20 protein-coding genes and 2 pseudogenes are annotated in these 26,422 nt (G+C 35.8%); 15 read left to right on the top strand and 7 right to left on the bottom strand.

Going from position 1 to position 26,422, the window contains the following annotated elements:
* The first annotated feature begins 10 nt into the window (after positions 1-10).
* Together QWZ06_RS18045 and QWZ06_RS18040 are read left to right on the top strand one after the other, a co-directional pair.
* Positions 11-763 carry a fibronectin type III domain-containing protein gene (locus QWZ06_RS18045; RefSeq protein ID WP_290300130.1) on the top strand — a complete coding sequence of 251 codons (753 nt, stop codon included), beginning with the start codon at positions 11-13 and terminating at the stop codon, positions 761-763.
* Positions 748-2,757, top strand: coding sequence for a T9SS type A sorting domain-containing protein (locus tag QWZ06_RS18040; RefSeq protein ID WP_290300129.1), 2,010 nt, complete (start codon positions 748-750; stop codon positions 2,755-2,757). The genes QWZ06_RS18045 and QWZ06_RS18040 overlap by 16 nt, the downstream gene beginning before the upstream one ends.
* Positions 2,758-2,955: 198 nt before the next feature.
* Here the strand turns inward: QWZ06_RS18040 and QWZ06_RS18035 are convergent, their stop codons facing one another.
* On the bottom strand, positions 2,956-4,494 hold the full coding sequence (locus tag QWZ06_RS18035) for a toxin-antitoxin system YwqK family antitoxin (protein ID WP_290300127.1): 1,539 nt from the start codon (positions 4,492-4,494) through the stop codon (positions 2,956-2,958).
* A 389-nt stretch (positions 4,495-4,883) separates the two neighbouring features.
* On the opposite strand from QWZ06_RS18035, the gene QWZ06_RS18030 reads away from it, so the two are divergent.
* Complete coding sequence (locus QWZ06_RS18030) at positions 4,884-5,585, top strand: CoA transferase subunit A (protein ID WP_290300126.1); 702 nt, start codon at positions 4,884-4,886, stop codon at positions 5,583-5,585.
* Positions 5,586-5,871: 286 nt separating this feature from the next.
* Here QWZ06_RS18030 and QWZ06_RS18025 read toward each other — a convergent pair whose 3' ends face one another.
* Positions 5,872-7,674 (bottom strand): ABC transporter ATP-binding protein, encoded by a 1,803-nt coding sequence (locus QWZ06_RS18025; RefSeq protein WP_290300125.1) that lies wholly within the window; start codon positions 7,672-7,674, stop codon positions 5,872-5,874.
* A gap of 246 nt (positions 7,675-7,920) precedes the next feature.
* Here QWZ06_RS18025 and QWZ06_RS18020 point away from each other — a divergent pair, with 246 nt between their 5' ends.
* Complete coding sequence (locus QWZ06_RS18020) at positions 7,921-8,574, top strand: CoA transferase subunit B (RefSeq protein WP_290300123.1); 654 nt, start codon at positions 7,921-7,923, stop codon at positions 8,572-8,574.
* A gap of 365 nt (positions 8,575-8,939) precedes the next feature.
* Here the strand turns inward: QWZ06_RS18020 and QWZ06_RS18015 are convergent, their stop codons facing one another.
* A complete protein-coding gene (locus QWZ06_RS18015) occupies positions 8,940-9,770 on the bottom strand; it encodes a DUF4197 domain-containing protein (RefSeq protein WP_290300122.1) in 831 nt (276 codons plus the stop codon).
* A gap of 389 nt (positions 9,771-10,159) precedes the next feature.
* On the opposite strand from QWZ06_RS18015, the gene QWZ06_RS18010 reads away from it, so the two are divergent.
* From QWZ06_RS18010 to QWZ06_RS17985, 6 genes and pseudogenes are all read left to right on the top strand, one after another.
* Positions 10,160-12,340, top strand: a complete 2,181-nt coding sequence (locus QWZ06_RS18010; RefSeq protein WP_353959989.1) for a glycoside hydrolase family 20 protein — start codon at positions 10,160-10,162, stop codon at positions 12,338-12,340.
* A 19-nt stretch (positions 12,341-12,359) separates the two neighbouring features.
* Positions 12,360-12,995, top strand: coding sequence for a Crp/Fnr family transcriptional regulator (locus tag QWZ06_RS18005; RefSeq protein WP_290300118.1), 636 nt, complete (start codon positions 12,360-12,362; stop codon positions 12,993-12,995).
* A gap of 222 nt (positions 12,996-13,217) precedes the next feature.
* Complete coding sequence (locus QWZ06_RS18000; RefSeq protein ID WP_290300116.1) at positions 13,218-14,012, top strand: sulfite exporter TauE/SafE family protein; 795 nt, start codon at positions 13,218-13,220, stop codon at positions 14,010-14,012.
* 324 nt (positions 14,013-14,336) lie between these two features.
* Positions 14,337-15,748: pseudogene (locus QWZ06_RS17995) on the top strand (MBL fold metallo-hydrolase).
* A gap of 12 nt (positions 15,749-15,760) precedes the next feature.
* Positions 15,761-16,324: a YeeE/YedE family protein gene (locus tag QWZ06_RS17990; RefSeq protein ID WP_290300115.1), complete on the top strand. Its 564-nt coding sequence runs from the start codon at positions 15,761-15,763 to the stop codon at positions 16,322-16,324.
* A gap of 25 nt (positions 16,325-16,349) precedes the next feature.
* Positions 16,350-16,837, top strand: a pseudogene (locus QWZ06_RS17985) (DUF6691 family protein).
* 65 nt (positions 16,838-16,902) lie between these two features.
* Here QWZ06_RS17985 and QWZ06_RS17980 read toward each other — a convergent pair.
* The 4 genes from QWZ06_RS17980 to QWZ06_RS17965 form a co-directional block, all read right to left on the bottom strand.
* On the bottom strand, positions 16,903-18,303 hold the full coding sequence (locus tag QWZ06_RS17980) for a TolC family protein (RefSeq protein ID WP_290300114.1): 1,401 nt from the start codon (positions 18,301-18,303) through the stop codon (positions 16,903-16,905).
* Between the two features lies 1 nt (position 18,304).
* Positions 18,305-19,462 (bottom strand): HlyD family secretion protein, encoded by a 1,158-nt coding sequence (locus QWZ06_RS17975; protein ID WP_290300113.1) that lies wholly within the window; start codon positions 19,460-19,462, stop codon positions 18,305-18,307.
* Positions 19,463-19,467: 5 nt separating this feature from the next.
* Complete coding sequence (locus QWZ06_RS17970) at positions 19,468-19,830, bottom strand: DUF3302 domain-containing protein (protein ID WP_290300112.1); 363 nt, start codon at positions 19,828-19,830, stop codon at positions 19,468-19,470.
* 213 nt (positions 19,831-20,043) lie between these two features.
* On the bottom strand, positions 20,044-20,649 hold the full coding sequence (locus QWZ06_RS17965; RefSeq protein WP_290300110.1) for a Crp/Fnr family transcriptional regulator: 606 nt from the start codon (positions 20,647-20,649) through the stop codon (positions 20,044-20,046).
* Positions 20,650-20,757: 108 nt separating this feature from the next.
* Here QWZ06_RS17965 and QWZ06_RS17960 point away from each other — a divergent pair, with 108 nt between their 5' ends.
* The 5 genes from QWZ06_RS17960 to QWZ06_RS17940 all read left to right on the top strand — a co-directional run bounded on the left by QWZ06_RS17960 (position 20,758) and on the right by QWZ06_RS17940 (position 26,291).
* Complete coding sequence (locus QWZ06_RS17960) at positions 20,758-21,753, top strand: isoaspartyl peptidase/L-asparaginase family protein (RefSeq protein ID WP_290300108.1); 996 nt, start codon at positions 20,758-20,760, stop codon at positions 21,751-21,753.
* A gap of 157 nt (positions 21,754-21,910) precedes the next feature.
* Positions 21,911-22,477, top strand: coding sequence for a hypothetical protein (locus QWZ06_RS17955; protein ID WP_290300106.1), 567 nt, complete (start codon positions 21,911-21,913; stop codon positions 22,475-22,477).
* A gap of 15 nt (positions 22,478-22,492) precedes the next feature.
* On the top strand, positions 22,493-23,155 hold the full coding sequence (locus QWZ06_RS17950; protein ID WP_290300105.1) for a copper homeostasis protein CutC: 663 nt from the start codon (positions 22,493-22,495) through the stop codon (positions 23,153-23,155).
* Between the two features lie 282 nt (positions 23,156-23,437).
* Positions 23,438-23,824 carry a GxxExxY protein gene (locus QWZ06_RS17945; RefSeq protein ID WP_290300104.1) on the top strand — a complete coding sequence of 129 codons (387 nt, stop codon included), beginning with the start codon at positions 23,438-23,440 and terminating at the stop codon, positions 23,822-23,824.
* On the top strand, positions 23,817-26,291 hold the full coding sequence (locus QWZ06_RS17940) for a beta-mannosidase (protein WP_290300102.1): 2,475 nt from the start codon (positions 23,817-23,819) through the stop codon (positions 26,289-26,291). Before QWZ06_RS17945 ends, QWZ06_RS17940 begins: the two co-directional genes overlap by 8 nt.
* Positions 26,292-26,422 lie beyond the last annotated feature (131 nt).

Genomic DNA, 26,422 nt, shown 5'->3' with positions numbered 1-26,422 from the left:
TTCAACCATTATGAAACATTATTTCTTCTTTTTTTGTTTCGTGGCTCAAATGGCGTTCGGACAAGTTTTGTTCCCATATCTGCAAAACCCAACTCCGAATTCTATGATTGTCAATTGGAAGACTGCTTCCGATAACGAAACCACTGTGATCTATGGGGATTCCCCAACGAATCTGAATGTAACTGTTACAGGTACAACCAACATTTTTTCAGATACAGGATATAATAATAATTACTATTATCACACGGCGAAAATTGGTAATCTACAGCCCAATACCAAGTATTATTATAAGATTAAAACCGGAGCTAATGAATCTGCGGTATACAACTTCAGAACCCTTCCTTTGCCAGGGCAGCCGGTAACAGCTAATGGAAAGATCCGTTTCCTGATCATGGGAGATAACCAGATCAAAGCGGAACCAAGATATGATAGTCTTACCCTGAATGCTTATAAAAAATTAAAGGAGAAATTTGGAGCCAACTCTGATCCATCAGATAATATTGCGCTTACTTTTATGGTGGGTGACCAGGTGGATGTAGGAACATTGGATCATTATGAGAATGTTCACTTCAAAAAGAATATCAAATTATCGCCTTATCTGCCTATTCAGACAACCGTAGGAAACCATGAAACCTATGGAACTTTAGGAATGAATTCCTATTATGCTCATTTCTATATTGATGAGATCAAATATAAAGGAATCACTTCCGGAAACGAAATTATTATGCTCAGCAGGCAGGAAATGTATTGTTTATCAGCTTAAGTTCTGAACATACAGGAGCCGCTCAGCAAACATGGCTTCAACAAATCCTAAATGAGGCTAATAATGACTCTACAGTGGATTGGATTATCTCATTAAGCCACAGACCTTATCAGGCAGAACAGTATGTGGGAGATATCTCTACATGGGTAAGAAATAATGCAGTTCCACTTTTGGTAACCTCCAATAAGTATCTAATGCACGTGGGAGCTCACCATCATTTGTACCATAGAGGACAGTTGAAAAATACTCCCAATTACCAGATTATTTCAGGAGGAACTGCCTGGGATCAGTATTGGGGAATGTCTAATGAGCAGGATTTTGATGATGTTCAGAAAACATTGACTGATTGGACGTATCAAATTGTTGAAGTGGATGTAGTAACCGGAAAAGTAGATATAGAATGTTACTCAATCGGAGGAAAGTATACCAAGAAAAATAATGAATTGGTAGATTCATTTCACAGGTATAAAAATCAGCCAAAGCCAGCAAAACCATCTGTTACCAATACATTCTCAGGATCGGTTACGTTGCCTCTAACATTGAATGGAAGTACTTTCTCATCATCTAATGGTGAACTTTTAAATACGACCCAGTTCCTGATCAGTAAAGCAGCAGATTTTTCTGTGATTGAAAAAGAATTTTATCGTGATTTTGAAAACTGGTTCGGAAAAGATGGTAACGGAAATCCGGATAAAGCTAAAAATTTAAATGAAGGAGTAGATATTACAAAGGTAACTTTAGCGGCAAATTCTATCCCGAACGGAATTTATTATGTAAAGACCCGTTACAGAGACAGAAATCTGGAATGGAGTGACTGGAGTGATGTAAAACAGTTTGAAATTACCGGAAGTGTGGTTTCGAATCCTACATTTACTTTGGATAAAACAGAATATACTCAAAATGAGCCTATCGTTGCGACTTATACAGGAGGTCCTGGAAATCAGCAGGATTGGGTAGGGATCTATAAAAAAGGACAGACTCCGGGAGGTTCTGCAACTTCACAGACTTATGTTTACACGAATGGACAAACAGCAGGAACAACTACTTTTACCAATGGCTTACCTAATAAAGGTCAATATTTTGCAGGATTTTTTGCCAACAACGGGTATACGGAAATTGCCCCTAAAAAGAACTTCTATGTAGGCCCGAAGGTACAATTGCAGGCTACAGCAGATACTTATCCTGTAGGGGGAACAGTAACGATCAACTTTACGAATGCTCCAAGTCTACAGAAAGACTGGATAGGAATTTATAAAATGGGTCAGACTCCGGGAACTACCACTTCAATAAAGTGGAGCTATGTAACTACAGCATCAGGAGCTCTTAATTTTACAGGTCTTCCCAAAGGATATTATTATGCTCAATACTTATTGGAAGATGGCTATAACGGAATCGGAGAAAAAGTATTCTTTAAAGTAGGAGATATTGTTACTGAGCTGTGGATCAATAAGCCTGTATATTCATTAGGGGAGAATATCACAGCTTCATGGACAGATTCACCGGGAATTATTAAAGACTGGTTAGGAATTTACCCTCAGAATGTTCAGACACCGGATGATAACTTCGTTTCTTATACGTATTTCAATGGAGTCACGGAAGGTAGCCAAACTGTTACAGGAAATGTAAATGGTGTACCAACCACACCAGGTAATTATTATATGGTAATGTTTACCAATGATTCTTATACTGAAGTTTCAAACAGGGTACAGTTTCAGGTAAGTTCAGGATCTTTAGGAGTAGATGAGGCAAAAAGTACAGAGAAAAATGTAATCCTGTATCCAAATCCTACAAGACCGGGTGAACCTACCTTCATTAAAAGTGATTATCCAATTGAAAAGATAGAATTGGTATCAGCAGCAGGAGAATTATTGTATGAATCCAAAAATATTCATAATCAACGCTTCTCTTTAGTGAATGAAAGTCTTCCGAAAGGCGTTTATTTTGTGAAAGTTCACGCAAGAAAGCTATTTACTTTAAAACTGATTATCCAGTAGCAGAATAAAAATAACCATGAAATAAACAGGCTGTCAGAAATGACAGCCTGTTTTGTATTGGAAAACCCTGATTCTTACAAGGCTAAACCACAAGAATCACTGAATCATCAGCAAAATCATTATAATATAATCTGTCAGTAGGCACCCATAAAAAAAGCAGTTCCAAAAACTGAAACTGCTCTATATTCAAATGATCTGTTAATTATCAATATCACTGTACAATTGATCTTCCTGGATAGCAGTATTGCTGTCACTAGATAAAAAATTATCACTGGTATCAGCCAAAATTTTAGAATCCTGAACAAGTTTTCCCTCTGCATTATAAACCTTTAATAAGATCCATTTTCCATTACGTTCAAGCTCCTTTGCTCCGTAATAATCTTTTATTCTGATTTTTCCGCTTTGAAGAATTCCTCCTTTTACAGAAGATTTATTAGCAGGTTTTCCTTTTACATATTGTACAATCTGAGCAGTAAAACTGTAGTCATATTCTTCTTCATTTACAGGTTGGTTATAAGTATATAAAATCGCCCCTTTATTGTCATAGATTGTAGCATCGTAAGCATTTTGTTTGGAATTCAATTTCTTCTCAGACTTTAGCTTATGATCTTCAAAATAGTTTTTTGTATTCACTAAAACCCCCTCCTTATACTGCATTTCGGTAAGACCTTCATAGGAAATACCATTGTAAGGTGTATCATCCTTATAAGTTAAGGTAGATTTTAGTTTTCCATCCGGAGCGTAATATTTAATCTCCTGGGTTGAGCCATCTTTTAGAGTCTTTTCTGTAGTAAGCTTTCCTTCTTCATTAAACTCTTTATTAAGAACCTGTAGGCCTCCTTTATAAACATCTATAGTTGAGATATGGCTGTAATCGTAGCTGAACTGATAATCTTCACCATCCATAGGTTTATAGATGTCATTTTCTTTTTCATATTGATAAGTCAGATCGGCTATTTTCTTTCCGGATTCGTCATAGGTCGTCTTAGAACCATCTTTTTTACCTCTTTTCTGCTCCTGAAGAACTTTTCCGTTTTTAGAGTAAATTATACTTTCTTTGATGCTTCCGTCACTTTTATGTTTTTCAATTTTAGAAACCCTCATCGGGTTATAGTAATAATCTACCTGAGTATTTTCGCTATTGGATTCAGAACTGCCACTACCGATATACTTTCCTTTTTCACCGTAGTATTTATTTTCGTATCCACCGTCTTTACCTATAATACTTTCGGTTCTGATTCCTTTGATATCCTCGTCATAAATAATCGTTTGGGTAGGAGTAGAGTTCTCATATACAGTAAGTGTATTGTAATAATACTCGTTTTCCGGATCTTTATAACTGAATGATTTTCCTGAAAAAGTACCATCAGCTTTATAAACCAAGTCTTCAATTAATTTCCCTTTAACATCATAATTCTGAGAAACTCCAACCTGTTTACCTTTAGAATAATTTACGACACTCATTACTTTTCCTTCAGGAGTGTACCAGGTTACTTTACCATCGAAAACTTCATTACTGGGAGTAGTATCAGAAGCCAGACCTTCCATTTGAAGTGTTCCGTTTTTATAAAAGTCTTTAATTAATGTAAGTTTACCTTTAGGAGACGTTTCACGGTAATACTCCATGTTTTCTTGGGTGGTCTTTTCCCAGTTTTCATCAAAATAAGTTTTTTCCTGTGCATATACGTTAATACTGAGTACTAATGCCAGTAACGCCGACGTAAATAGTTTTTTCATGTTTTATATTAAGTTCTGATTTTAAGTTTTGTGATGATTTTGCTTTTGTATTCCCATTTGAAGGAAAGTAAGAGATAAAAGCATTGAAGAGACAGTCGTTTAACTGTCAGAAATAATTTTTACATTAATATTGTGTTTAAATCAATTATATCCGAAGATTAAAAAAGATATGTTTTTTTTGAATTTGAACGCCAAATATAAATCAATTTTACGAGATATATAGAAAAAATGAACCGATTTGTTCACTTTTAGCTATAAAATTTTGATAATGATATTTTTAATATGAAAAATAGGTATTCAGGATGGGATAGGGATGAGGAACTTTTTCTGGTCGTCTGAGATACGATAAATTTTTATTAAATTTAGCCAACAGAAAAATCTAATATTTCATGATAGATAAAAGAGTAAAAAATGCAAAGGAAGCCATCGAAGGAATTAAAGATGGAATGACGCTGATGCTAGGCGGATTTGGACTTTGCGGGATTCCTGAAAATTCAATTAATGCCTTAGTAGAAAGTGATGTGAAAGATCTTACCTGTATTTCAAATAATGCCGGAGTAGATGATTTTGGATTGGGATTACTGCTTCATAAAAGACAAATCAAGAAAATGATCTCTTCTTATGTGGGCGAAAATGCTGAATTTGAAAGACAAATGCTTTCAGGAGAGCTGGAAGTAGAACTTACTCCACAAGGAACTTTAGCTGAAAAGTGCAGAGCTGCTCAGGCTGGAATTCCTGCTTTCTACACACCAGCAGGATATGGAACTGAAGTGGCAGAAGGAAAAGAAGTAAAAGAATTCAAAGGGAAACCTCACATTCTGGAGCATGCTTTTGAAGCTGATTTTTCTATTGTAAAGGCGTGGAAAGGAGATCATGCAGGAAATCTTATCTTCAAAGGATCTGCAAGAAACTTTAATCATCCAATGGCAGGTGCTGGAAAGATTACCATTGCTGAGGTAGAAGAATTGGTAGAACCGGGAGAATTAGATCCAAACGAGATTCATATTCCGGGTATTATGATTCAAAGAATTTTCCAGGGGGAAAAATTCGAAAAGAGAATTGAACAAAGAACCGTTAGAACTAAAGAGTAATTTCTAAAGAAATACATTTAATAATAAAAACAAAGCGCTGAATATTGATTCAGCGCTTTGTTTATTGAGTAAACTTAACTTTTTTTAGTGTCTTTTTGTTGTGCTGTCATTCTGAATGAAGCGATGTGGAATGAAGAATCTCAAGATAAAAGCTTCTCGCAGATCTCACAGATCACGCAGATTTTTAAACGCCACGAATGCACAAATTCTTTTTTATTCGTGCATTCGTGGCAGAATATAATACAGCTTAATCAGCGACTTTATCACCATATTTACTCATTTATTTCTAAGATTGTGGAACAGTTGTTTTCCTTTCTCCAATCTGCTGTCGCCACATGGCATAGTAAAGTCCTTTTTCAGAAATAAGATGATTGTGGGAACCTGTTTCTACAATTTGACCGCGTTCCAATACATAGATTTTGTCTGCATGCATGATGGTACTTAATCGGTGGGCAATCAGAACCGTAATCTGTTCTCTTTCCTCTGAAATATCTTTGATGGTTGTAGTAATCTCTTCCTCAGTGATACTGTCTAATGCCGAAGTGGCTTCATCAAATATTAATAAATGAGGCTTTCTTAAAAGCGCTCGTGCAATAGCGATTCTTTGTTTTTCACCGCCACTCAGTTTCAATCCGCCTTCACCAATAACGGTTTCTATTCCCTTTTCAGCTCTTTCTAATAGGGCCGTACAACTCGATTTCTGTAAAGCAATGGCAAGCTCTTGTTCGGTAGCTTTCGGATTCACAAAGAGAAGATTTTCTTTGATGGTTCCGGCAAACAGCTGAGTGTCTTGGGTAACAAAGCCAATTTGGTTTCTTAGTTCATCAAAATCAAATTCCTTTCCATTAATACCATTGTAAAAAATATTCCCTTCCTGTGGTCTGTAAAGACCAACCAATAATTTTACCAGTGTACTTTTTCCAGATCCGCTTGGCCCTACAAAAGCAATGGTTTCTCCATTTTTAACATCGAAAGAAATATTATTCAACGCTTTATATTGTGCCGACTGATGTTTGAAAGAAACATGCTTGAACTCCAGTTCTTCAATAGCACCAATTTGCTTAGGATGAAGTGGCTTTTCTTCCACCTCTTTTTTCATTAATCGGTCAAAATTTTGAAGAGAAGCCTCTGCCTCACGGTAAGATATGATGATGTTTCCAATCTCCTGCATAGGCCCGAAAATAAAGAAGCCATAAAACATCAGTGAAAGATATTGTCCCGGAGTAACAACATTTTTAAAGATTAAATACAAAAGCGTCAGGGTAATCATCTGTTGAAGAAAATTAACCATCGTTCCCTGAATAAAACTTAAAGAACGAATGCTTTTTACCTTTCTGAGTTCAAGCCCCAAAATTTTATAGGTATTGTTATTCAAACGGATAACTTCCTGATTCGTTAAACCTAAACTCTTTACAATTTCAATATTTCTAAGACTTTCAGTCGTACTTCCTGCTAATGCTGTTGTTTCCGAAACAATATTTTTCTGAATGCCTTTTATTCTTTTACTCAGTAAATTAGTGATGAAAGCGATCAGGAAAATTCCGCAAATATATACAGGCATGATAGACCAATGCAGGCGGATCGCATACACTGAAACGAAGATGATACTGACCAAAATTCCAAAGAAAATATTAATGAAATTGGTAATAAACTTTACTGAATCTTCTCTTACTTTGGTTAAAATAGATAAAGTTTCACCACTTCTTTGGTCTTCAAACTCCTGATACGGCAATGCCATGGAATGTCTTAGACCATCTGTGAAAATTTTAGCTCCAAACTTTTGGGTAATAACACTTACCACATAATCCTGAAAAGCTTTCGCAATCCTACTCACCATTGCTGTTCCAATAAGCAACCCTAAAAAGTAGAAAGCTCCATGGTAGATCGAAGTTCCATAAAGGTATTCGTCGATGTTTCTTGGTAAAAGTTTTTCTTTATCGAAAAAATTAGGATGGGTAACCAGCTGATCCAGTATATTTCCTGTAATGGCAGGAGCAAATAAAGAGAAAACCTGATTAATAGTGGCCAATAGCAAAGAAATAACAATCAGCCATTGATAAGGTTTTAGGTATCTTAAAAGTATTTTCATTCTAATAAATAAGGATACAAAATTAATGATATTATTTTTACTAACGATGTTAATTATTGATGACAATAATCTGTTGTTGAGGAAGATTTAAAACCAGATCCCAGGATAAAGCATATAAGTTATTATAGGGCAGTAGAGTCATTTTTCAACTAAAACTTACTCCCAGCTTCTCTCTTCCAACTTCCGGCTTCAAAATACCTTTCGTATTCGGCTGAAAATAATTAAATTGCAGTCTAAGTTTTTATTATGCTTACAAAAGAACAAATTGCCAAAAGAATTTCAAAAGAACTGAGAGATCGTTATTATGTAAACCTGGGAATCGGAATTCCGACTTTGGTTGCCAACTATGTTCCGGAAGGTATTTCCGTAGAATTCCAAAGTGAAAACGGAGTTCTGGGAATGGGTCCTTTTCCTTTCGAAGGCGAAGAAGATGCAGATGTCATCAATGCCGGAAAACAAACCATTACTATTCTAGACGGAGGCTCATTCTTCGATTCAGCTTTTAGTTTCGGGATGATCCGCGGACAGAAAGTGGATCTTACGATCCTGGGAGCTATGGAAGTTTCAGAAAATGGAGATATTGCCAATTGGAAGATTCCAGGAAAAATGGTAAAAGGGATGGGCGGAGCAATGGATTTGGTAGCTTCAGCAGAAAATATTATCGTTGCGATGATGCACGTAAATAAAGCCGGAGAAAGTAAAATCCTTAAACAATGTACTCTTCCTTTAACGGGAGTAAACTGTGTGAAAAAAGTAGTCACTGAATTAGCGGTACTGGAAGTAACTCCAAAAGGCTTCAAACTTTTGGAAAGAGCACCGGGAGTATCAGTAGAAGATATCATCAAAGCAACAGAAGCAGACCTTATCATTGAAGGTGAAATTCCTGAAATGCAATTCTAAATACAATACAAACCTTGCCAAGCGCAAGGTTTTTTATTTTAATTCCCATCATGTTCTAGGAATAAAAGAAAATTTGGATCAGGGATATTTTTGTCATTCTGAATAAAGCAATGCGGAATGAAGAATCTCTTAAAACCACATTTTTATCTCGCAGATTTTTAATCGCCACAGATGCACGAATAATTTTATTCTATGTGACGATGTGGTGAAAAAGATTAAACCACATAGGTTTGTCTTTTAACTGGCATAGAAATCCAAGTCTTGAATTTTTGCTTCTTTTGTTTCAAGACAAAAGAAATTAAAGCATAAAAAAAGTTGTTCCACAAACGAAACAACCTTTTTAGTATTTAGAATCAACTTTTGATCTATCTGTTAGCATCCTGAGCTCCGAAAACTTTCTGCAAAATGTTTGTCGTTCTCATTGCTGGCGTATTTCTGATTCCGCTTTCCTTATCTGCTACCATTTTGAATACTCCATTGATGGTTTCTGTAGTAACATATTCATTAAGATCAGTCGTTACAGCTTGTCCTGTAAAGGTGTTATACTTTGAAATCATATTCTTCCAAACCGTATCAGCACCTACTTTTCCTAAAGATGCTTTTACTTTGGGCTGGAAAGCTGTAAATAACTGGCTTTGAGTTTTGCTTTGCAGGTAGCTTGTTGCTGCATTATTATTCCCTAAGAGAATATTTTTAGCATCTGTAATCGTCATGGAAGTGATCGCGTTGGTGAAGATAGGAGCAGCTTCTGTTACAGCATCTTCAGCAGCTCTGTTTAATAGTTTTACCCCTTCATCAGCCAGGCTGCCAAGTCCTACAGAGCGTAGAGTAGCATCAACCTTTCTTAATTTTTCAGGCATTAAAATTTTTACGGCTTCATTCTTCAAAAAACCATCTGTTAATGCTAGTTTCTTTACTCCATCTGTTACTCCGACACTTAAAGCTTCTTTTAATCCGGAAGAAATCTGTGTTGAAGTAAGATTTCCTAGATTCACAGGAGATGTGTTGGTTGAAACATTCGTTGTAGTGGGCTTTGTAGTGGTCGTAGCAGGAGTAGTGGAACCTTTGGTTGGCTGTTGAGCATTAAGATCAATTCCTGTTTTGTCTTTAACTGTTGATTTTATCATATCAAAAAGTTGTGCTTGTGTAGAAATTGAAAGTAATAATCCGGCAGCAATAAAAATGTTTTTTCTCATTGTATTTTTTTTACAAATTTAGATGTTTAATCTTTTAAGTGACGTAAGCTTATCAAAAAATAAACCACAATTTTTTTTAGTTTTAAAAAAGATGATGTTAGTGATTTAAGTGTTTGATTTTTAATGTCTTTTAATATTAAATAAATAGAGGGCTATTGATTAAGATATTTCTTAATATTAATAAACCCTCCAACAATAAATCTACTTTTTAAGATCCATTGAAGTAGTGAAATAATGATCTTTTTTTGTTAAAATATACAGTTTGAGCTATTTAAAAGTTTTGAAAAATAAGTATATTAGTATCAACTTAATCTGATTCCATGACCCGTATTTTATTAGCCGTGCTATTAGTAATTTCAAATATTGTTTTTTCTCAAAATAAATTGAATTTGATTCCCTATCCTCAAAATGTACAGTTGAATGAAGGAAGCTTTATAATTCCTCAAGTTTTCAAACTTAGTAATGACTTACCTAAGAATGAGACCGGATATTTTAAAAAGCGATTAAGCTCTGTATTAAAGCTCCAGGATACAAAACAGACTGAAGCACAGTTGGTGTATACACCGTTGCCAAAAACTTCAACTGCAAACAAAGAATTTTATAGCCTCATTATTAATCCTCAGCAGATTAAAATTCAATCGTATAGTCAGCAGGGATATTTCCTTGCTCTTCAAACTTTGATCCAGTTGTTTGATCAGTATAAGGACACTGGAAAAATTCCTGCCATGAAAATTGAAGACCAGCCAAAGTTTGCATGGCGTGGAATGCATCTTGATGTTTGTCGCCACTTTTTTACCGTAGATGAGGTGAAACAATACATTGATTATCTGGCAATGTACAAGCTCAATACCTTTCATTGGCATTTAACAGACGATCAGGGATGGAGAATTGAAATCAAAAAATATCCAAAACTTACCCAGATTGGTTCAAAACGTAAAGAATCAATGATTGGAGCTTATGTAGATAATACATTCGACGGAAAACCTTATGGCCCTTATTTTTATACTCAGGAACAGATCAAAGACGTAGTGAAATATGCTCAGGAAAGGCATATAACAGTAATTCCGGAGATCGAAATGCCGGGACATGCTCTGGCTGCATTATCTGCTTATCCAGAATTGGCTTGTACTAAAGGCCCATTTGAGGCGGCTACTAAATGGGGTGTTTTTGATGATGTATTCTGTCCCAAAGAGCAGACCTTTGCATTTTTAGAAAATGTTTTGGATGAAGTCATTCAATTATTCCCATCTCAGTATATTCATATCGGCGGAGATGAATGTCCTAAAACAAGATGGAAAGAATGTGCTTATTGCCAGGAATTAATTAAAAAGAATAATTTAAAGGATGAACATGGGTTGCAAAGCTACTTTATCCAACGAATTGAAAAATACATCAACAGTAAAGGGCGAAAAATCATCGGATGGGACGAAATTTTAGAAGGTGGACTGGCTCCTAATGCCGCTGTAATGAGTTGGACAGGAGTAAATGGAGGTATTGAAGCCGCAAAATCAAAACATTTCGCAGTAATGACACCTGGAGCCTATTGTTATTTTGACCATTATCAGGGAGATCCTCAAACTGAGCCTAACGCTTTTGGTGGATTTACGCCATTGAATAAAGTGTATTCTTATGATCCGATTCCTACCGAACTGAATGCCGAACAAGCTCAGTATATTATGGGAGTTCAGGCTAATTTATGGACGGAATATATTCTGGATTTCAAACAAGTTCAGTATATGATTTTTCCAAGACTAATGGCTCTTGCGGAAGTAGGATGGGGAACTTCTGATCCTAAAAATTATAAAGATTTTGAAAACAGGGTCATCAGCCATTTTAGAATATTGGATAAAATGAATATTAACTATGCTAAAAGTATATACAACATTTCAGGAAAAGTAGTTCCTTCCAACAACGGGATTGCCTACGAACTTTCCACCTCACAACATTCAAACGGAATCCGATATACTCTGGATGGAAGTGTTCCAACGACAAACTCTCCTATTTATCAAAGTCCTGTGTTGATCCCTAATTCATTGACGATTAAATCTGCATATTTTGAAAATGGGCAGCTGAAAAGTGCTGTCTCTTCACAATCATTTACGGTCTCAAAATCGACAGGGAAGAAAATTACCCTAGAGCAACAGCCTAGTGAGAATTATTCATTCGGTGGTGCCTTTACCTTGGTAGATGGAATTATTGGAAACGTAAAACAATTAGGGAAGACATGGCTTGGCTTTCAGGGAAAAGATGTGACGGCAATCATAGATTTTGGAAAGAAAACCGATTTCTCAGAAATCTATTGTAATACATTAGAAAACAAAGGAAGCTGGATCCATCTTGCAAAGTCTGTTAAAATTTTTATTTCTGACGATAATAAAGAATTTAAAATCATCAAAGAAATAGGAAAAGAAGAAATTCAAAGCGCTAAAGGAAAAATACAAGTAAACCTGGAAGCACAAAATGCAAGATACGTTAAGGTGATCATCGAAAATGCAGGAATTATTCCAGCCGGAAATCCGGGAGCGGATTCAAATGCATGGCTGTTTGTTGATGAAATTGGCGTAAATTAGCCCTATTCAATGTAACAAAATGCAAGATAACATACTTTCTTCTGAATTCTCCTCTTCACCTGATCTGGTTGAAAAGCTATATCAATACGGAATCACTAAAAACTACCATGAAGGAGATATTATTTTGGATGAAAATGCCTCCATACGTTCTATTCCTATTGTGATGAAAGGAATGCTGAAGGTCATCCGAACGGAAGAGGACGGACGTGAAATTCTGCTGTATTATATCAAAGCGGGAGAGAGCTGCATCATGTCTTTTCTGGGAGGAATGCATAATGAGAAAAGTATCGTAAAAGCAGAAATTGAAGAAGATGCTGAGATTCTTTTTCTTCCTGTAGATAAGGTTTCTTTATTCATCAAAGAACATCCGGAATGGCTGGACTATATTTTCAGACTTTACCACAAACGTTTTGAAGAATTACTTGATATTATCAATGCGATTGCTTTCAAAAAAGTAGATGAAAGATTACTGGATCTTCTCCATAAAAAATCTGAGCTTACTAATTCCGATATGATTACAATTACGCATGAACAGCTTGCCAATGAACTCGGAACGGCTAGAGTAGTGGTGTCAAGACTTCTGAAACAACTGGAAGAAGATGGAAGAGTAAAACTGGGAAGAAACAAAATCATTCTCTTGAAAATCACAAAGTAATTCCCATTTTTTTTCACGTTTCCTTTGTCTTTCTCCTCCAGCTAATCATAAACGTTTATATTCCCCTCCTCTGGAGAGGTGTCAAAAATTCAAAGAATTTTTGACGGGGTGGTTAAAAAAACTAAACATTAACAATATCTGCACTCAAAATTCTGCTATGTAACAAAAGTAGCTGTACTTCTCTTCAAACAATCCCATTTTTGCATCATAATATTTGAACAAATGGAATTTATAGGATATGCAGCATCTATTTTAATTGGTGTTTCCTTAGGGTTAATCGGTGGTGGCGGAAGTATTCTCACTGTTCCTGTTTTGGTATATCTTTTTGGAATTGATGCTTTATTGGCTACAGAGTATTCTCTTTTTATTGTGGGTATGAGCAGTGCCGTGGGATCCATAACCTATTTTAAAAAAGGATTGGTGAATTTTAAAATGGCTCTGATATTTGGAATTCCTTCTATTATTTCAATTTTTCTAACCAGAATGTATTGGCTGCCTCTGATTCCGGATGAACTTCTCAGCATAAGAGGTTTTACTGTGACTAAAAACATTTTTCTCCTGTTGCTTTTTGCCTTTTTGATGATTCTGGCTTCTTATAAAATGATTAAGAATCAGACCACGGAAGAGGTAAGCGGAAATGAATTGAATACAAATAAAGTTTTGCTAGCTGCTGGTGAAGGAACGATGGTCGGGATTTTAACAGGATTAGTTGGTGCAGGAGGAGGATTTATGATTATCCCGGCATTGGTAAATCTTTTGAAAGTTCCGATAAAAACAGCCATAGGAACTTCATTGGTTATTATTTCTTTAAACTCTCTTATTGGCTTTTTTTCATCCATCAGCAATGCAAAAATAGAATGGAATGTACTTATCACTATTGCTGTGATTGCCATCATTGGAATTATCATAGGATCACAAATTTCAAAAAAGATAGATGGTGAAAAATTAAAACCTGCCTTTGGATGGTTTATTTTGGTAATGGGAATCTATATTATAACCAAGGAGATATTTCTTTAAGCTTATCTTGAAGGGTTAAAAAAATGGAACATAATTAAAACCAGAAAAGTTTTTATAACACTTAAGTAAAATATAAGTTATTATGCTTACTGCTGAAAAGAGCACTTAAGCTTCATGCAAATCATAGATTTTCATCTTTAGTGAATTTTTATGCGATACCTTTTAACTTCCTAAAGTGTTATAAAAATAAACTTTTGTGGTTATAAAAAAAGTAAAAATAGGGATGTTTACACTCAAAATTCTGTTATGTAACAAAAGTAGCTGTAGGAGAAAACAGGAAACAGGAAATTTGTCTCAGAAAAACAAAATCAAAAAATAAGTAAGATGAAAATAGAACAGATTTATACAGGATGTTTGGCGCAAGGTGCTTATTATATTACTTCAGCCGGAGAAGCTGCCATTATTGATCCTTTGCGCGAAACCCAGCCTTATATGGAGAGGTTAGAAAAAGATGGGGTACAATTAAAATATATTTTTGAAACTCATTTCCATGCTGATTTTGTGAGCGGACATATTGATTTAAGCAAAAAAACAAATGCTCCCATCGTTTATGGATCAACAGCAAAGCCGGAATTTGAGGCTATTATTGCAGAAGATGAGCAGATATTCAAAATAGGAGATGTTAAAATTAAGGTTCTGCACACGCCAGGACATACATTGGAAAGTTCTTGTTACCTATTAATTGATCAACAAGGAAATGAGCAGGCTCTTTTCAGTGGAGATACTTTATTTCTGGGAGATGTAGGCCGTCCGGATCTTGCTCAAAAAGCAGCGGATATGACACAGGAAGATCTGGCAGGATTACTTTATGATAGTTTATACCATAAAATTTTACCTTTAAATGACAATATTACAGTCTATCCGGCTCATGGAGCAGGTTCAGCATGCGGTAAGAATATGCAAAAGGAAACGGTTGATACATTAGGGAACCAAAAGAAAATAAATTATGCGCTTAATCAGAACAATAGAGAAGGCTTTATCCAAGCAGTAACAGATGGGCTTTTACCTCCACCAGATTATTTCGGAATGAATGTGATGATGAATAGAAAAGGGTATAATAGTTTTGATAATATATTGTCAAAGGATTACAGGCTCTTACACCCAGACAGTTTGAAGAAATAGCAGAAGCTTCCGGTGCTTTGATGTTGGATGTGAGAAACAATAGTGAATTTGCCAAAGGATTTATTCCGAAATCTGTCAATATAGGGTTGGATGGTGATTTTGCGCCATGGGTAGGTGCATTGATTGCAGATGTAAATCAGCCTATTCTGTTGGTGACAAAACCTGGGGATGAAGAAGAAGCAGTAACCCGGTTAAGCCGGGTAGGATTTGATCATATTCTTGGGTTCTTACAAGGCGGTTTTGAAGAATGGAAGAACAGTGGAAACGAAACGGATTCTGTCAACCGTATTTCTGCTGCGCAGTTTGAAAAAGAGATCGAAGGGAGAAACGTGAAAATTATTGATGTAAGAAAAGAAAATGAATATGCTGCTGAACATATTAATGAAGCCTACAGTAAGCCTCTAGCTTATATTAATAAATGGATTGAAGAGATCCGGTCAGAAGAACATTTTTATCTGCATTGTGCAGGAGGGTATAGAAGTATGATGGCAGCCAGTATTCTTCAGGCAAGAGGATTCAGAAACTTTACGGAAATAGAAGGTGGTTTTAAAGCCATTGCTTCTACCGGAGTTTCCAAAAGTGATTTTGTATGTCAGACGAAAATTTTAAAATAATAAGAAATAGATATGTTGGAAATTATAAAAGAACCATGGCCATGGTATATTGCGGGACCTTTAATTGGATTAACGGTTCCTGCCTTGCTGATCATGGGAAACAAATCTTTTGGGATAAGTTCCTCACTGAGGCATGTATGTGCCGCTTGTATACCGGCTAATGTCAACTTTTTTAAATATGACTGGAAAAAGGAAGCCTGGAACCTGTTTTTTGTATTAGGTATTTTCTTTGGCGGAATGATTGCTGCCAATTTTCTTCTCAATCCATCTGAAATTACAGTTAATCCTGATTTGAAAACAGAATTGGCAGGGTATGGAATTACAGATTACACCAATCTTGTTCCAGTGCAGCTTATGAACTTCGAAAGTCTTCTGACCTTAAGAGGATTTATCCTGATGGTTGTTGGTGGATTTCTGGTAGGCTTTGGAACCAGATATGCCGGCGGGTGTACCAGTGGGCATGCTATTATGGGGCTTTCCAATCTGCAATGGCCTTCTTTAGTGGCCACTATTTGTTTTATGATTGGCGGGTTTTTAATGGCAAACCTTATTCTACCAATGATCCTTGCCTTGTAAGTTTAATTTTTAAAGACTAAAATCAATGATAAAAGAACAAGAACAAAATATCCGCTATCAGAACTCAGCGCATGTGAACGAAAATAAGCCGGATCACAAATGGTTTCATAACTTGAAATATCTGGCAGCAGGAATTATTTTTGGAATTATCTTCGTAAAAGCTGAGGTCATCAGTTGGTTCAGAATTCAGGAAATGTTTCGCTTGCAGTCATTTCACATGTATGGAATCATCGGAAGCGCTGTTTTAGTAGGGATTGTTTCCGTATGGCTTATTAAAAATTTAATATCAAGACAATTTACGGAGAACCTATAACACTGGCTCCGAAACAATTCAATAAAGGTCAGATTTATGGAGGGCTTATTTTTGGTTTTGGATGGGCCATTACCGGAGCATGCCCAGGACCACTGTTTGCTCAGATCGGAACAGGAGCTTTGGCAGTATCCATAACCCTTTTAAGTGCTATTGCAGGAACCTGGGTTTATGGCTACTTCAGAGATAAACTCCCACATTAAGGTTAATTTAATTGAATAAATAAAGACTGTTGATGATATTTCAGCAGTCTTTATTGAGTATAAAATTATGAAAAAATGAAGTTTTTTGCGCCAAGAGCCATATAAAGATTAATGCGCTCCATTCTGTTTTGAAGTTCCAGATTGATGAGGTTCATCTCATTTTTAAGAAGATCCCGCTGCTTACGGATCAGAACGAAACTATTACTGGTTCCTACTTTAATTTGTTTTTGAGTGAGGTTAATATTGTTTTTCAGCTCGTTGATGGCTTTACCATTGAAATCCATTTGTTTTTCAATAGAGTTCAGGTTGGCTAATGAGGACTCCACCTCATTCAACGCATTCAGAACCGCTTTTGAATATTCCTCAACCACTTGCTTTTGCTGTGAGTTTTTAATTTCCACATTCTTTTTAAGTTTTCCGTTATTGAATAGAGGAGAAACTAATCCGCCGCCAACTCTAAGCAATGGGTTTGAAAATAAAGAATTGATTGCTTCTACATTACTTCCCGCTGTTCCTAAGGAAGAGTTTATAGTTAGAGAGGGAAGCCTCGCTGCCTTGGCCTGCTGTACTTCATAAAAAGCTTTTTCTATCTGAAAATGATAAGCCTGTATATCAGATCTGTCTTCCAAAAGTTCTAATGGAAAAGAAGACGGGATCTTATTTTCTGCAGGATTAAAAAAGTTTTGGGTTTTCAATTTTCCTTCGGGATATTTTCCGGTCAGAAGTTCAAGAGATCTTCTGGACTGGGTATTGGCATTTCTGATCCTTTCAAGATATCCCTCTAAAGAAATAATCTCAGCAGAGATATTAGATAGATCCAATGCATTGGCTGTTCCTACCTTTTTCTGAACAGCATATAATTTTTCAAGCTCCTTTGTCTTCTGAATATACCCTTTAATCATATCTTCCTGAATGTTTCCGGTAATATTGAGATAATACGCCTTTGCAATCATAGCAGCTATGGATTGATGCAACAGTATGTTTTGATGTTTAGCCGAAAAATAATCGCTGGTGCTGGCCATCTGTGCCGATTTATTTTTACCCCATAAATCAATTTCCCAATTGGCTTTCAATGCAATGCGGCGAATCTGGCTTTCACTCACCAGATTATTGGATGTATTAGCAACAGCATTCACACTTGGATAAAGATTGCTTCCTGCAATTTCCATGGCCAATTCAATTTGGTTAAGCTTTTCCCTGGCAATGATAATATCTGCATTGTATTGCATCCCCTCATTGATAAGAGCCTCCAGCTGAGGAGTCTTAAGATCGGTAATCCAGTCATAAGAAAGAGATCTGGAATTGGCATTTCTATCAAAGATCCAGTCATCGGGAATGGTAATATGAGAGGCAACTTCACTATTTTCCTTTAGCTGGTTTATATGCTCTTTTGTAGGTTCTTTATAGCCAATGCATGAGCTTAGACTTAAGGAAAGAACTCCCGCCACAATTAATCTTTTATACATATTAATGAAGTTTAGGGATAACGAAATTGATTTTGCTGTTGATGCGTACCATTACCTTTCGGATAAGATGTAAAGGTTTGATATGATCCGAATAAATGACAGCTGTTCCTCTGGCTCCCACGGTCAATTGCTTTTGATTGTCTTCCAGTATAAATTTGGCAATCAGCTTTCCATCTGTTTCCGGTAATTGTCTGGCAGTATCAGGAAGTCCTGCTGTAGAGCCATTTCCACCCAGCATTCCTCCGGCATTATTCATGATTCCTTGACTGGTAGCATCAATCACATATTCAAGTTTGGCTTTAACTACCTTCCCCGGTTCTGTTTTAAGAGCAAGCTCTACTTCATTTCCGTTTTTTACTGCTTCAAGTTCATTTTGTGCAAAAAATCCAATAACAGACTGTTGTTTCTGAATCAAGACAAAAGCAGATTTAAAGGGAGCCATGATTGCTCCTTCATTAAGCTGGACATTAGGAATAATGCCATCTGTAGGAGCTAAAACAACCGTTTGGGACAAATTCCATTTTGCCTGCTCCAGTTTTGCCTGAATTTCAGATACAGAAGAGTTTTCTCCATTGTAAGAAGCATTGGATTTAGTTTCTAAAGATTGTTGCTGTGATTGAGCAGCACTGATTCTGGACTGAAGATCGTTGACATTAGTCATAGCCTGCTCCAGATCAAATTTGTTGGCAGCACCTGCGTCCACTAATTCCTTATATTGAGCCACTCTTTTATTAGCTAAATCAAGTTGAGACTGCAGACCTGCAATATTTTTTCTGGAAGCAGAAATATCTGTATTGTAGGAATTCACAGTCGCTTTCATATTGCTGAGTTTTGCTTCCAGGGATTTAATTTCCTGTATATAAGGCTCTCTGTCTAATACAAATAGAGTATCACCCTTCTTTACCTCCTGATTGGTCTTTACATATACTTTTTTTACCTTTCCCAGAACCTGGGTAGTAATATCAACACTTCTGTTCCCGACTTTTACATCAGAAGTAATGGGACAATAGTAGTTCAGACTTAATATTAAAGCAATAGATCCAAAAATAGGAAGAGAGTATACCACAACCTGAGTGGTAAATGTCCAGGGAATTAATTTTAACTTTTTGATAAGGAGCCAGCAGATTCCAGCATATATAGCGATGAGTAATTCTAGCATAAGGGTTAATTTTCAATTGTGTTAAGCTCTTCTTCAGATTTAATATTATCCGAGTCATTTTTCTGTTCATTTTGATTGCCATAATCATAATTCGCCCAGATTAAGGCAATCGGCCATAAAAGGCCTCCAAAAACAAGGGAAAGGAGGCACATACTTTTTATGGCGTTGAGCTGAGGATGCTTCTTTTTTTCGGCTACTTTCTCCGGATAAATGTGAGCTTTCCAGAAAAGGTAGATCCCGGCAAAAGGTAAAACAAGTAGAATGAGCCAGGATGCAACATCAGCTATATTGTCTTCTATTCCGCCTGTAGATGCCTGAACAAAATTGCATGAAAGGAACAGGCAGAGAAGTAAGGTTATTCTTTGCATAATATAATTGGTATAAGGTATAATGAAATGTAAAACAAGGTGGTAACCGAGCCCTTAATGAATATTGGGCAGCCACTTTAGATTAAAGATAATTCTATACTTATAAATTTTTCGTGAATGATATTTTCCTCATTTTTGCTTTTAATGATTTGTTTAACAGTGTTTTGAGTAAGCAAAAATAGATCGAATAAAGTGAGAAAAAGTATTCCTAAGTTATTTTTTTCTTTCGTTCCTTTTTTTATGAACTCTTGCAGTCATCCTTGAAAGAGAGTTAGGAGTAATGCCCAAGAAATTGGCAATATACTTTCTGTTGGCATTTTGAGAGGTAAAGGGACGACTTTCCAGAAAATCTTCGTATCGTGAATGAGGAGAAGTAGAGCAAAGCTGCTCGGTGCGTACCTTTAAAGTATTAATGATCTGTTTTAAAGATTTTAGATAGGCATTATAGATTCCCCTATGCTGGAAGGCTAATTCTTCAAATTCAGCTTTGTTGAATAAGAAAATCTGTGACTCTATGACAGCTTCAATCGTGTATTTTCTATCACTTTCTTCAGAAAATGATTCCGGGCTTTCCATAATAGCTGCTTCTTTATCTGAAGGTAAAAAAAGATTGGTTTCAATACCATTTTCATCATCAAAGAAAAACCTCAATAATCCTTTGGGGAGAATAAATAATTGATTAAAAGACTGCCCGGGTTCTGTAAGCTTTTCTTTTTTCTGAAGAAGTCTGGGAGTGCTGATGCTTACCAAAACATTGATTTCCTCATCAGACAATTCCTGAAAGAAAACAATATTCCTGAAAGTTTTGAACGCATCCATTACAGCAGTAAAGATAGCTAAAAATAGGATATCAATATTCGTTAAGTCAGACTAAGGATTTCAGAGAAGTTTTTTTTAGATTTGTTAATACTATAATTTTGATCTACAATGAACAATAACCGAAGAAGTTTTATCAAAAAACTGGGAATCGCTACAGCAGCACTGGCTGTAAATCCATTAGATCTAATGGCTAAAGAATTGCCTGAAAACAATACCGTTACCAATCAACCTATCGTTCTCTCTACCTGGAACTTTGGCATCAAAGCCAATGAAGAGGCTTGGACAATCCTGGAAAAAGGAGGAAAGGCACTGGACGCAGTTGAAAAAGGAGTTCGCCTTGTAGAGTTAGATCCCAAAGAGAGAAGTGTTGGCTATGGTGGGCGTCCAGACAGAGATGGTAGGGTAACATTGGATGCCTGCATCATGGATGATAATTACAATATTGGTTCGGTTGCTTGTCTGGAACATATCAAAAATCCAATTTCCGTAGCCAGAGCCGTGATGGAAAAAACACCTCACGTAATGCTAGTAGGAGATGGAGCTTTACAATTTGCTCTTTCCCAGGGCTTTAAAAAAGAAAATCTTCTTACCGAGGAATCCGAAAAAGAATGGAAAGAATGGCTGAAAACAAGTCAGTATAAACCCATTGCCAATATCGAAAATCACGATACCATAGGAATGATCGCTCTTGATGCTCAAGGAAACCTTTCCGGAGCTTGTACCACCAGTGGAATGGCTTTCAAAATGCATGGAAGAGTAGGAGATTCTCCTATTATCGGAGCTGGTTTATTCGTAGATAATGAAGTAGGAGCTGCCACGGCAACCGGACATGGTGAAGAGGTGATAAGAACTGTAGGAACCCATCTTGTGGTAGAACTGATGAGACAAGGAAGAAGTCCCCAACAAGCTTGTAAAGAAGCTGTGGACAGGATTGTAAAGATTAATCAGAGAAGAAATAAAAATCTTAAAGATATCCAGGTAGGTTTTATCGCCATCAATAAAAAAGGTGAATACGGAGCGTATTGTATCCAGGATGGATTTAACTTTGCGGTATACGACCAGAAAGGAAACCGTCTTGAAAAACCTGAATTTGCAGTGAAATAATACACAATTTTCTTATGGCTACGAATGCACTAATGAATTTATTCGTGGATTCGTGGCTAAAAAAACAGGAAATCTTTGATTTACCTGCACCTTTATATAAACCAATAAATTGAAACTAAATATAGGTGACACCACCAAAAAAATAGACAGATAGAATATGAAAAGAACGATTATCGCTTCCCTGTTTTTAATAATAGGATGTAAAGAAGAAAAGAAAGAAGCAATGGCAACCCAACCAGAACCTGTAGTGAAGGAAAATGTTGTTACGGAAGCTAAACCTCAGGCAAATGAAGCAGAAGAAGCGAAAAAATGGTTAGAAAAAAGTATTGAAGAATATTTTAAATCAGATCTTGGTAACCTGGATAAGAATATGCAAAAGATAACAACCAAGGAGTATTACGATTATAAAGGTGATGCCATGAGTGTTGATATGGATGTGGATGGAAGTCTTACAGGAAAAGAGTTCAACGATAAATGGAAAGGAAAGTTCGATACTAAAAAAGCGGGTATAGGCGTTGGATTCTTAATTGCAGGACAGGATTGGGATAAGGTACAGGTAACCAAATGCCAGCTAATTTCTGAAAATGAAAACAATTATTTGTTTGATGTTGTTCTTAATGATAAAGCATTAAAAGCCGTATATCCTGTCAAAGTTAGGGTGAGTAAAGAAAATAATACCTTCCTGATTGCCGATGTACTGCAAAATACTCCCGAATTTAATTAAAAGATAAGAAAGACAATGTCAAAAATAGAAATAGCATGTTTTAATCCTGAATCAGCAATAATTGCTTTTGAAAATGGAGCCGACAGAATAGAATTATGTTCAGGATTAAGTGAAGGAGGAATAACTCCCGATTTTGAAATTACAAAAGAATTAAGAGAGAAAATAGATATTCCAATCTTTGTGATGATCCGCCCCCGAGGAGGTGACTTTACCTATTCAGACACTGAACTTGAGCAGATGAAGACCGACTTAACTGCGTTGAAATCATTACATGTTGACGGTTTTGTATTTGGGATTCTGGACGAAAATGATGAGGTAAATAAAGATCAGAATAAAGGTCTGATTGAATTGGCTTCACCACTTCCGTGTACATTCCATCGTGCCTTCGATAGAGCAAAAGGGTTGGAAGAATCTTTGGAAAAAGTGATTGAATGTGGTTTTACAACCATTCTCACATCAGGTCAGAAACCTAATGTATCAGAAGGAAAGGAGAATCTGAAAAAATTGGTGGCTCTTTCCAATGGAAGAATTGAAATTCTTGTAGGGGGTGGGCTTCGTTCCTCAAATATTGAAGATATCAGAGAAGCTACAAAAGCTGGCTATTTCCATTCTTCAGCGATTACTGATGGTGGATCTTTTGCTAATCCTGATGAGGTCGTAGCCTTAAAGGGTAAATAATAAATATGCCTTTATTTGTCATTCTGAGCGTAATGAAGAATCTGGATTCCTTGTTCCTTGGAATGATATAATGATTATTTTGTAGAAATTGATTAAACGCAAATTTTTTATCCAATAGACTGTTATATTTTAAGGAAGCAAAGTCAGGCAGCAGCTACTGAATAAGCTGATGGATAACATTCGCTTCATCAGAATCGATTGCAAATCGATTCCCTCCTAGCTCACTTAGAAATAATACGCACTATTAAATAAAACTTTGCGTTAAAAAATAAAAACACACAAATGACCGAAAACGAATTATCCTATAAGATAATAGGAGCTGCTATAGAAGTTCATAAAAAATTAGGGGTTAGATTATTAGAAAATGCATATGAAGTAGCTTTGGCTTACGAATTAAGAACTTTAAATCTTAATGTAAAACAACAAGTGCCTTTGTCGTTACAATACAAAGAAATTTTAATAGAAAATGCCTATAAAATTGATCTTATTGTAGAAGACAAGGTAATTGTTGAAGTTAAATCTGTACTGGAATTGCATCCTATTTTCAAGTCTCAGGTCTTGACCTATTTAAAACAAATGAATATAAAACTCGGACTTCTTATTAATTTTAACAGTGAACTTATTAAATACGGAATCCATAGAATTGTAAACAAAATTATTGATGCATAAAAATTTACTTTTTGTCTTTCTTCTCATTCAGAATATTCTTTTTGCTCAGTATTCGGAAAGAAGCTTGTCTTCTGAAAACTGGCAGTTCAAAAATTCAAAAGATAAAAACTGGCTTCCTGCAAAAGTACCGGGAACGGTACACATGGATCTAATGAACAATAAGCTTATTCCGGACCCTTTTAAAGACGAAAATGAAAAGAAAGTGCAATGGGTAGAAAATGAAGATTGGGATTATCAAACCAATTTTGATATTTCATTCAAAGAATTTGACTACGATAATACTGATCTTGTTTTTAATGGATTAGATACCTTTTCAGAGATTTATCTTAATGGAAAATTGCTGAAGAAGACAGATAATATGTTCAGAAAATGGGAGATTCCTGTGAAAGAATATTTGAAACAAGGAACAAATTTGTTACAGATAAAGTTTAAATCTGCAGTCAATGAAGGAAAAGAATTAGCTGAAAAAATTCCGTTTACTCTGCCTGAATCACCGCGAAGTTTTGTACGAAAGGCTCAGTATCAGTTTGGTTGGGATTGGGGGCCTAGGTTGGTAACAGCAGGAATCTGGAAGGATGTAAAACTGGAGTTCTGGAGAAATGCAAAGGTTAAGAATATTCAGGTTGAACAAAAGTTACTTACTGATTCTTTGGCTCAGGTATCATTTAATATGAACATTTTCGTTGAAGAAGAGGGGGAGTATTTTACATGGTTTAACCTAAACAGAGGAATGCATAAATTTCATCTTAATAAAGGTTTTAATACAATTAGACTTCCTTATAATATCAAAAATCCGAAGAAATGGGAGGCTAATGGAAGAGGAAAACCTACTGTATATGCTACAAAAATTTCCTTATACAAGAAAGGAGGACGAATCATTCGTGATATCAACGTTACGTATGGTTTACGAGATATTGAACTTATTCAGGAGAAAGATGAAAAGGGAAAATCTTTTTATTTTAAATTGAATGGAAATCCTTTATACATCAAAGGAACAAATTGGATACCTGCTGACAGTTTCTCGCCAAGGATTACCAAAGAAAAATATCAAAAACTCATTAAGGCAGCCAAAGATGCCAATATGAATATGATCCGGATTTGGGGCGGCGGGATCTATGAAGACGATGAATTTTATAAAGCTTGTGATGAAAACGGAATCATAGTGTGGCAGGATTTTATGTTCGCAGGAAGTTTTTATCCGGCAGATCAGGAATTTTTAGAGAATGTAAAAGAAGAAGTAAAAGATCAGGTCAACAGACTTCAAAATCATCCGTCTATCGCGTTATGGTGTGGAAATAATGAAGTTGATGAGGCCATCGTCAACTGGGGATACCAAAAGCAGTTTAACTATTCAAAAGCAGATTCATTACAAGTTTGGAAAGATTATAAAAAGCTGTTTCATGAAGTGATTCCTAATACATTGAAGGAAAATCTTACTTCAGATAAAAATAAATACTGGCCTAGCTCTCCCTCGATCGGCTGGGGGCATAAAGAAAGCCTTACGGAAGGTGACTCTCATTATTGGGGCGTTTGGTGGGGAGAACAACCTTTCGAAATGTATAATGAAAAAGTAGGCCGTTTCATGTCTGAATATGGTTTTCAGGGAATGCCAACTTTAGCAACTACCAAATCAATGTTTTCAGGAGTTGCTGATCTGGACTTAAAGAATCCAACCATTAAGGCTCATGAAAAACATGCAAGAGGTTGGGATATCATTAATGAATATATAAAGCGTGATTATAAAATTCCAACAGGTTTTGTAAAATACAACTATGTTTCTCAATTGTTGCAGGCTAAAGGTATGCAGATTGCGATAGAAGCTCATCGTAGAGCAAAACCTTATAATATGGGAACTTTATATTGGCAGCTCAATGATTGCTGGCCTGTGGTTTCATGGTCATCTATTGATTATTTAGGAAATTGGAAAGCATTTCACTATCAGGTAAAAAGAAGTTTTGAACCTGTGTTAATTTCAGTTGCAGAAAACAAAAAAAGCTATGAAATCTATCTGGTCAGTGATGTATTGAATGAGATAAAAGCTGATCTAAAAATTGAACTCATTGATTTTAAAGGAAAACAACTGTGGAAGTCCAATATCATCAGAGATCTAAAGGCTGATGTAAGTGAGAAAATTTTGAATATCAATAAAGCTGATCTGGCAAAATTTGATGTATCTAAAGCGGTTTTAAAAATAAGTTCAGACAGTGAAGGTATAAAAGCTGAGAAGCTTTTCTTTCCGGCAAGACCTAAAGATCTGAAACTTTCAAAACCTAATATTGTCCTTAAAAAGATATCCCCAACAGAAATTGAAATCTCAACAGATGTGTTGGCAAAAGATGTATATCTTATCGGAGATACTCATTTCAGTGACAACTTCTTCGATCTGTTACCAGGTACTTCAAAAAGAATTACCCTTTCGAAATCTTTGGATAAGGTTGAGGTAATGAGTTTATTTGATACTTTTTAAAAAAAATAGCAGAATAAATTATGAATGATTTTTTATCATTGTCATTAAAAATCTGAACAATCAGCGAGATAATTTTAAATTGAATATACAATAGAGTAAACCATATAGATTTCTGAAAACCTATAAGGTGT

The organism is Chryseobacterium tructae (assembly GCF_030409875.1).
Taxonomy (GTDB): domain Bacteria; phylum Bacteroidota; class Bacteroidia; order Flavobacteriales; family Weeksellaceae; genus Chryseobacterium; species Chryseobacterium tructae.
This window is presented reverse-complemented; position numbering and strand designations above follow the sequence as displayed.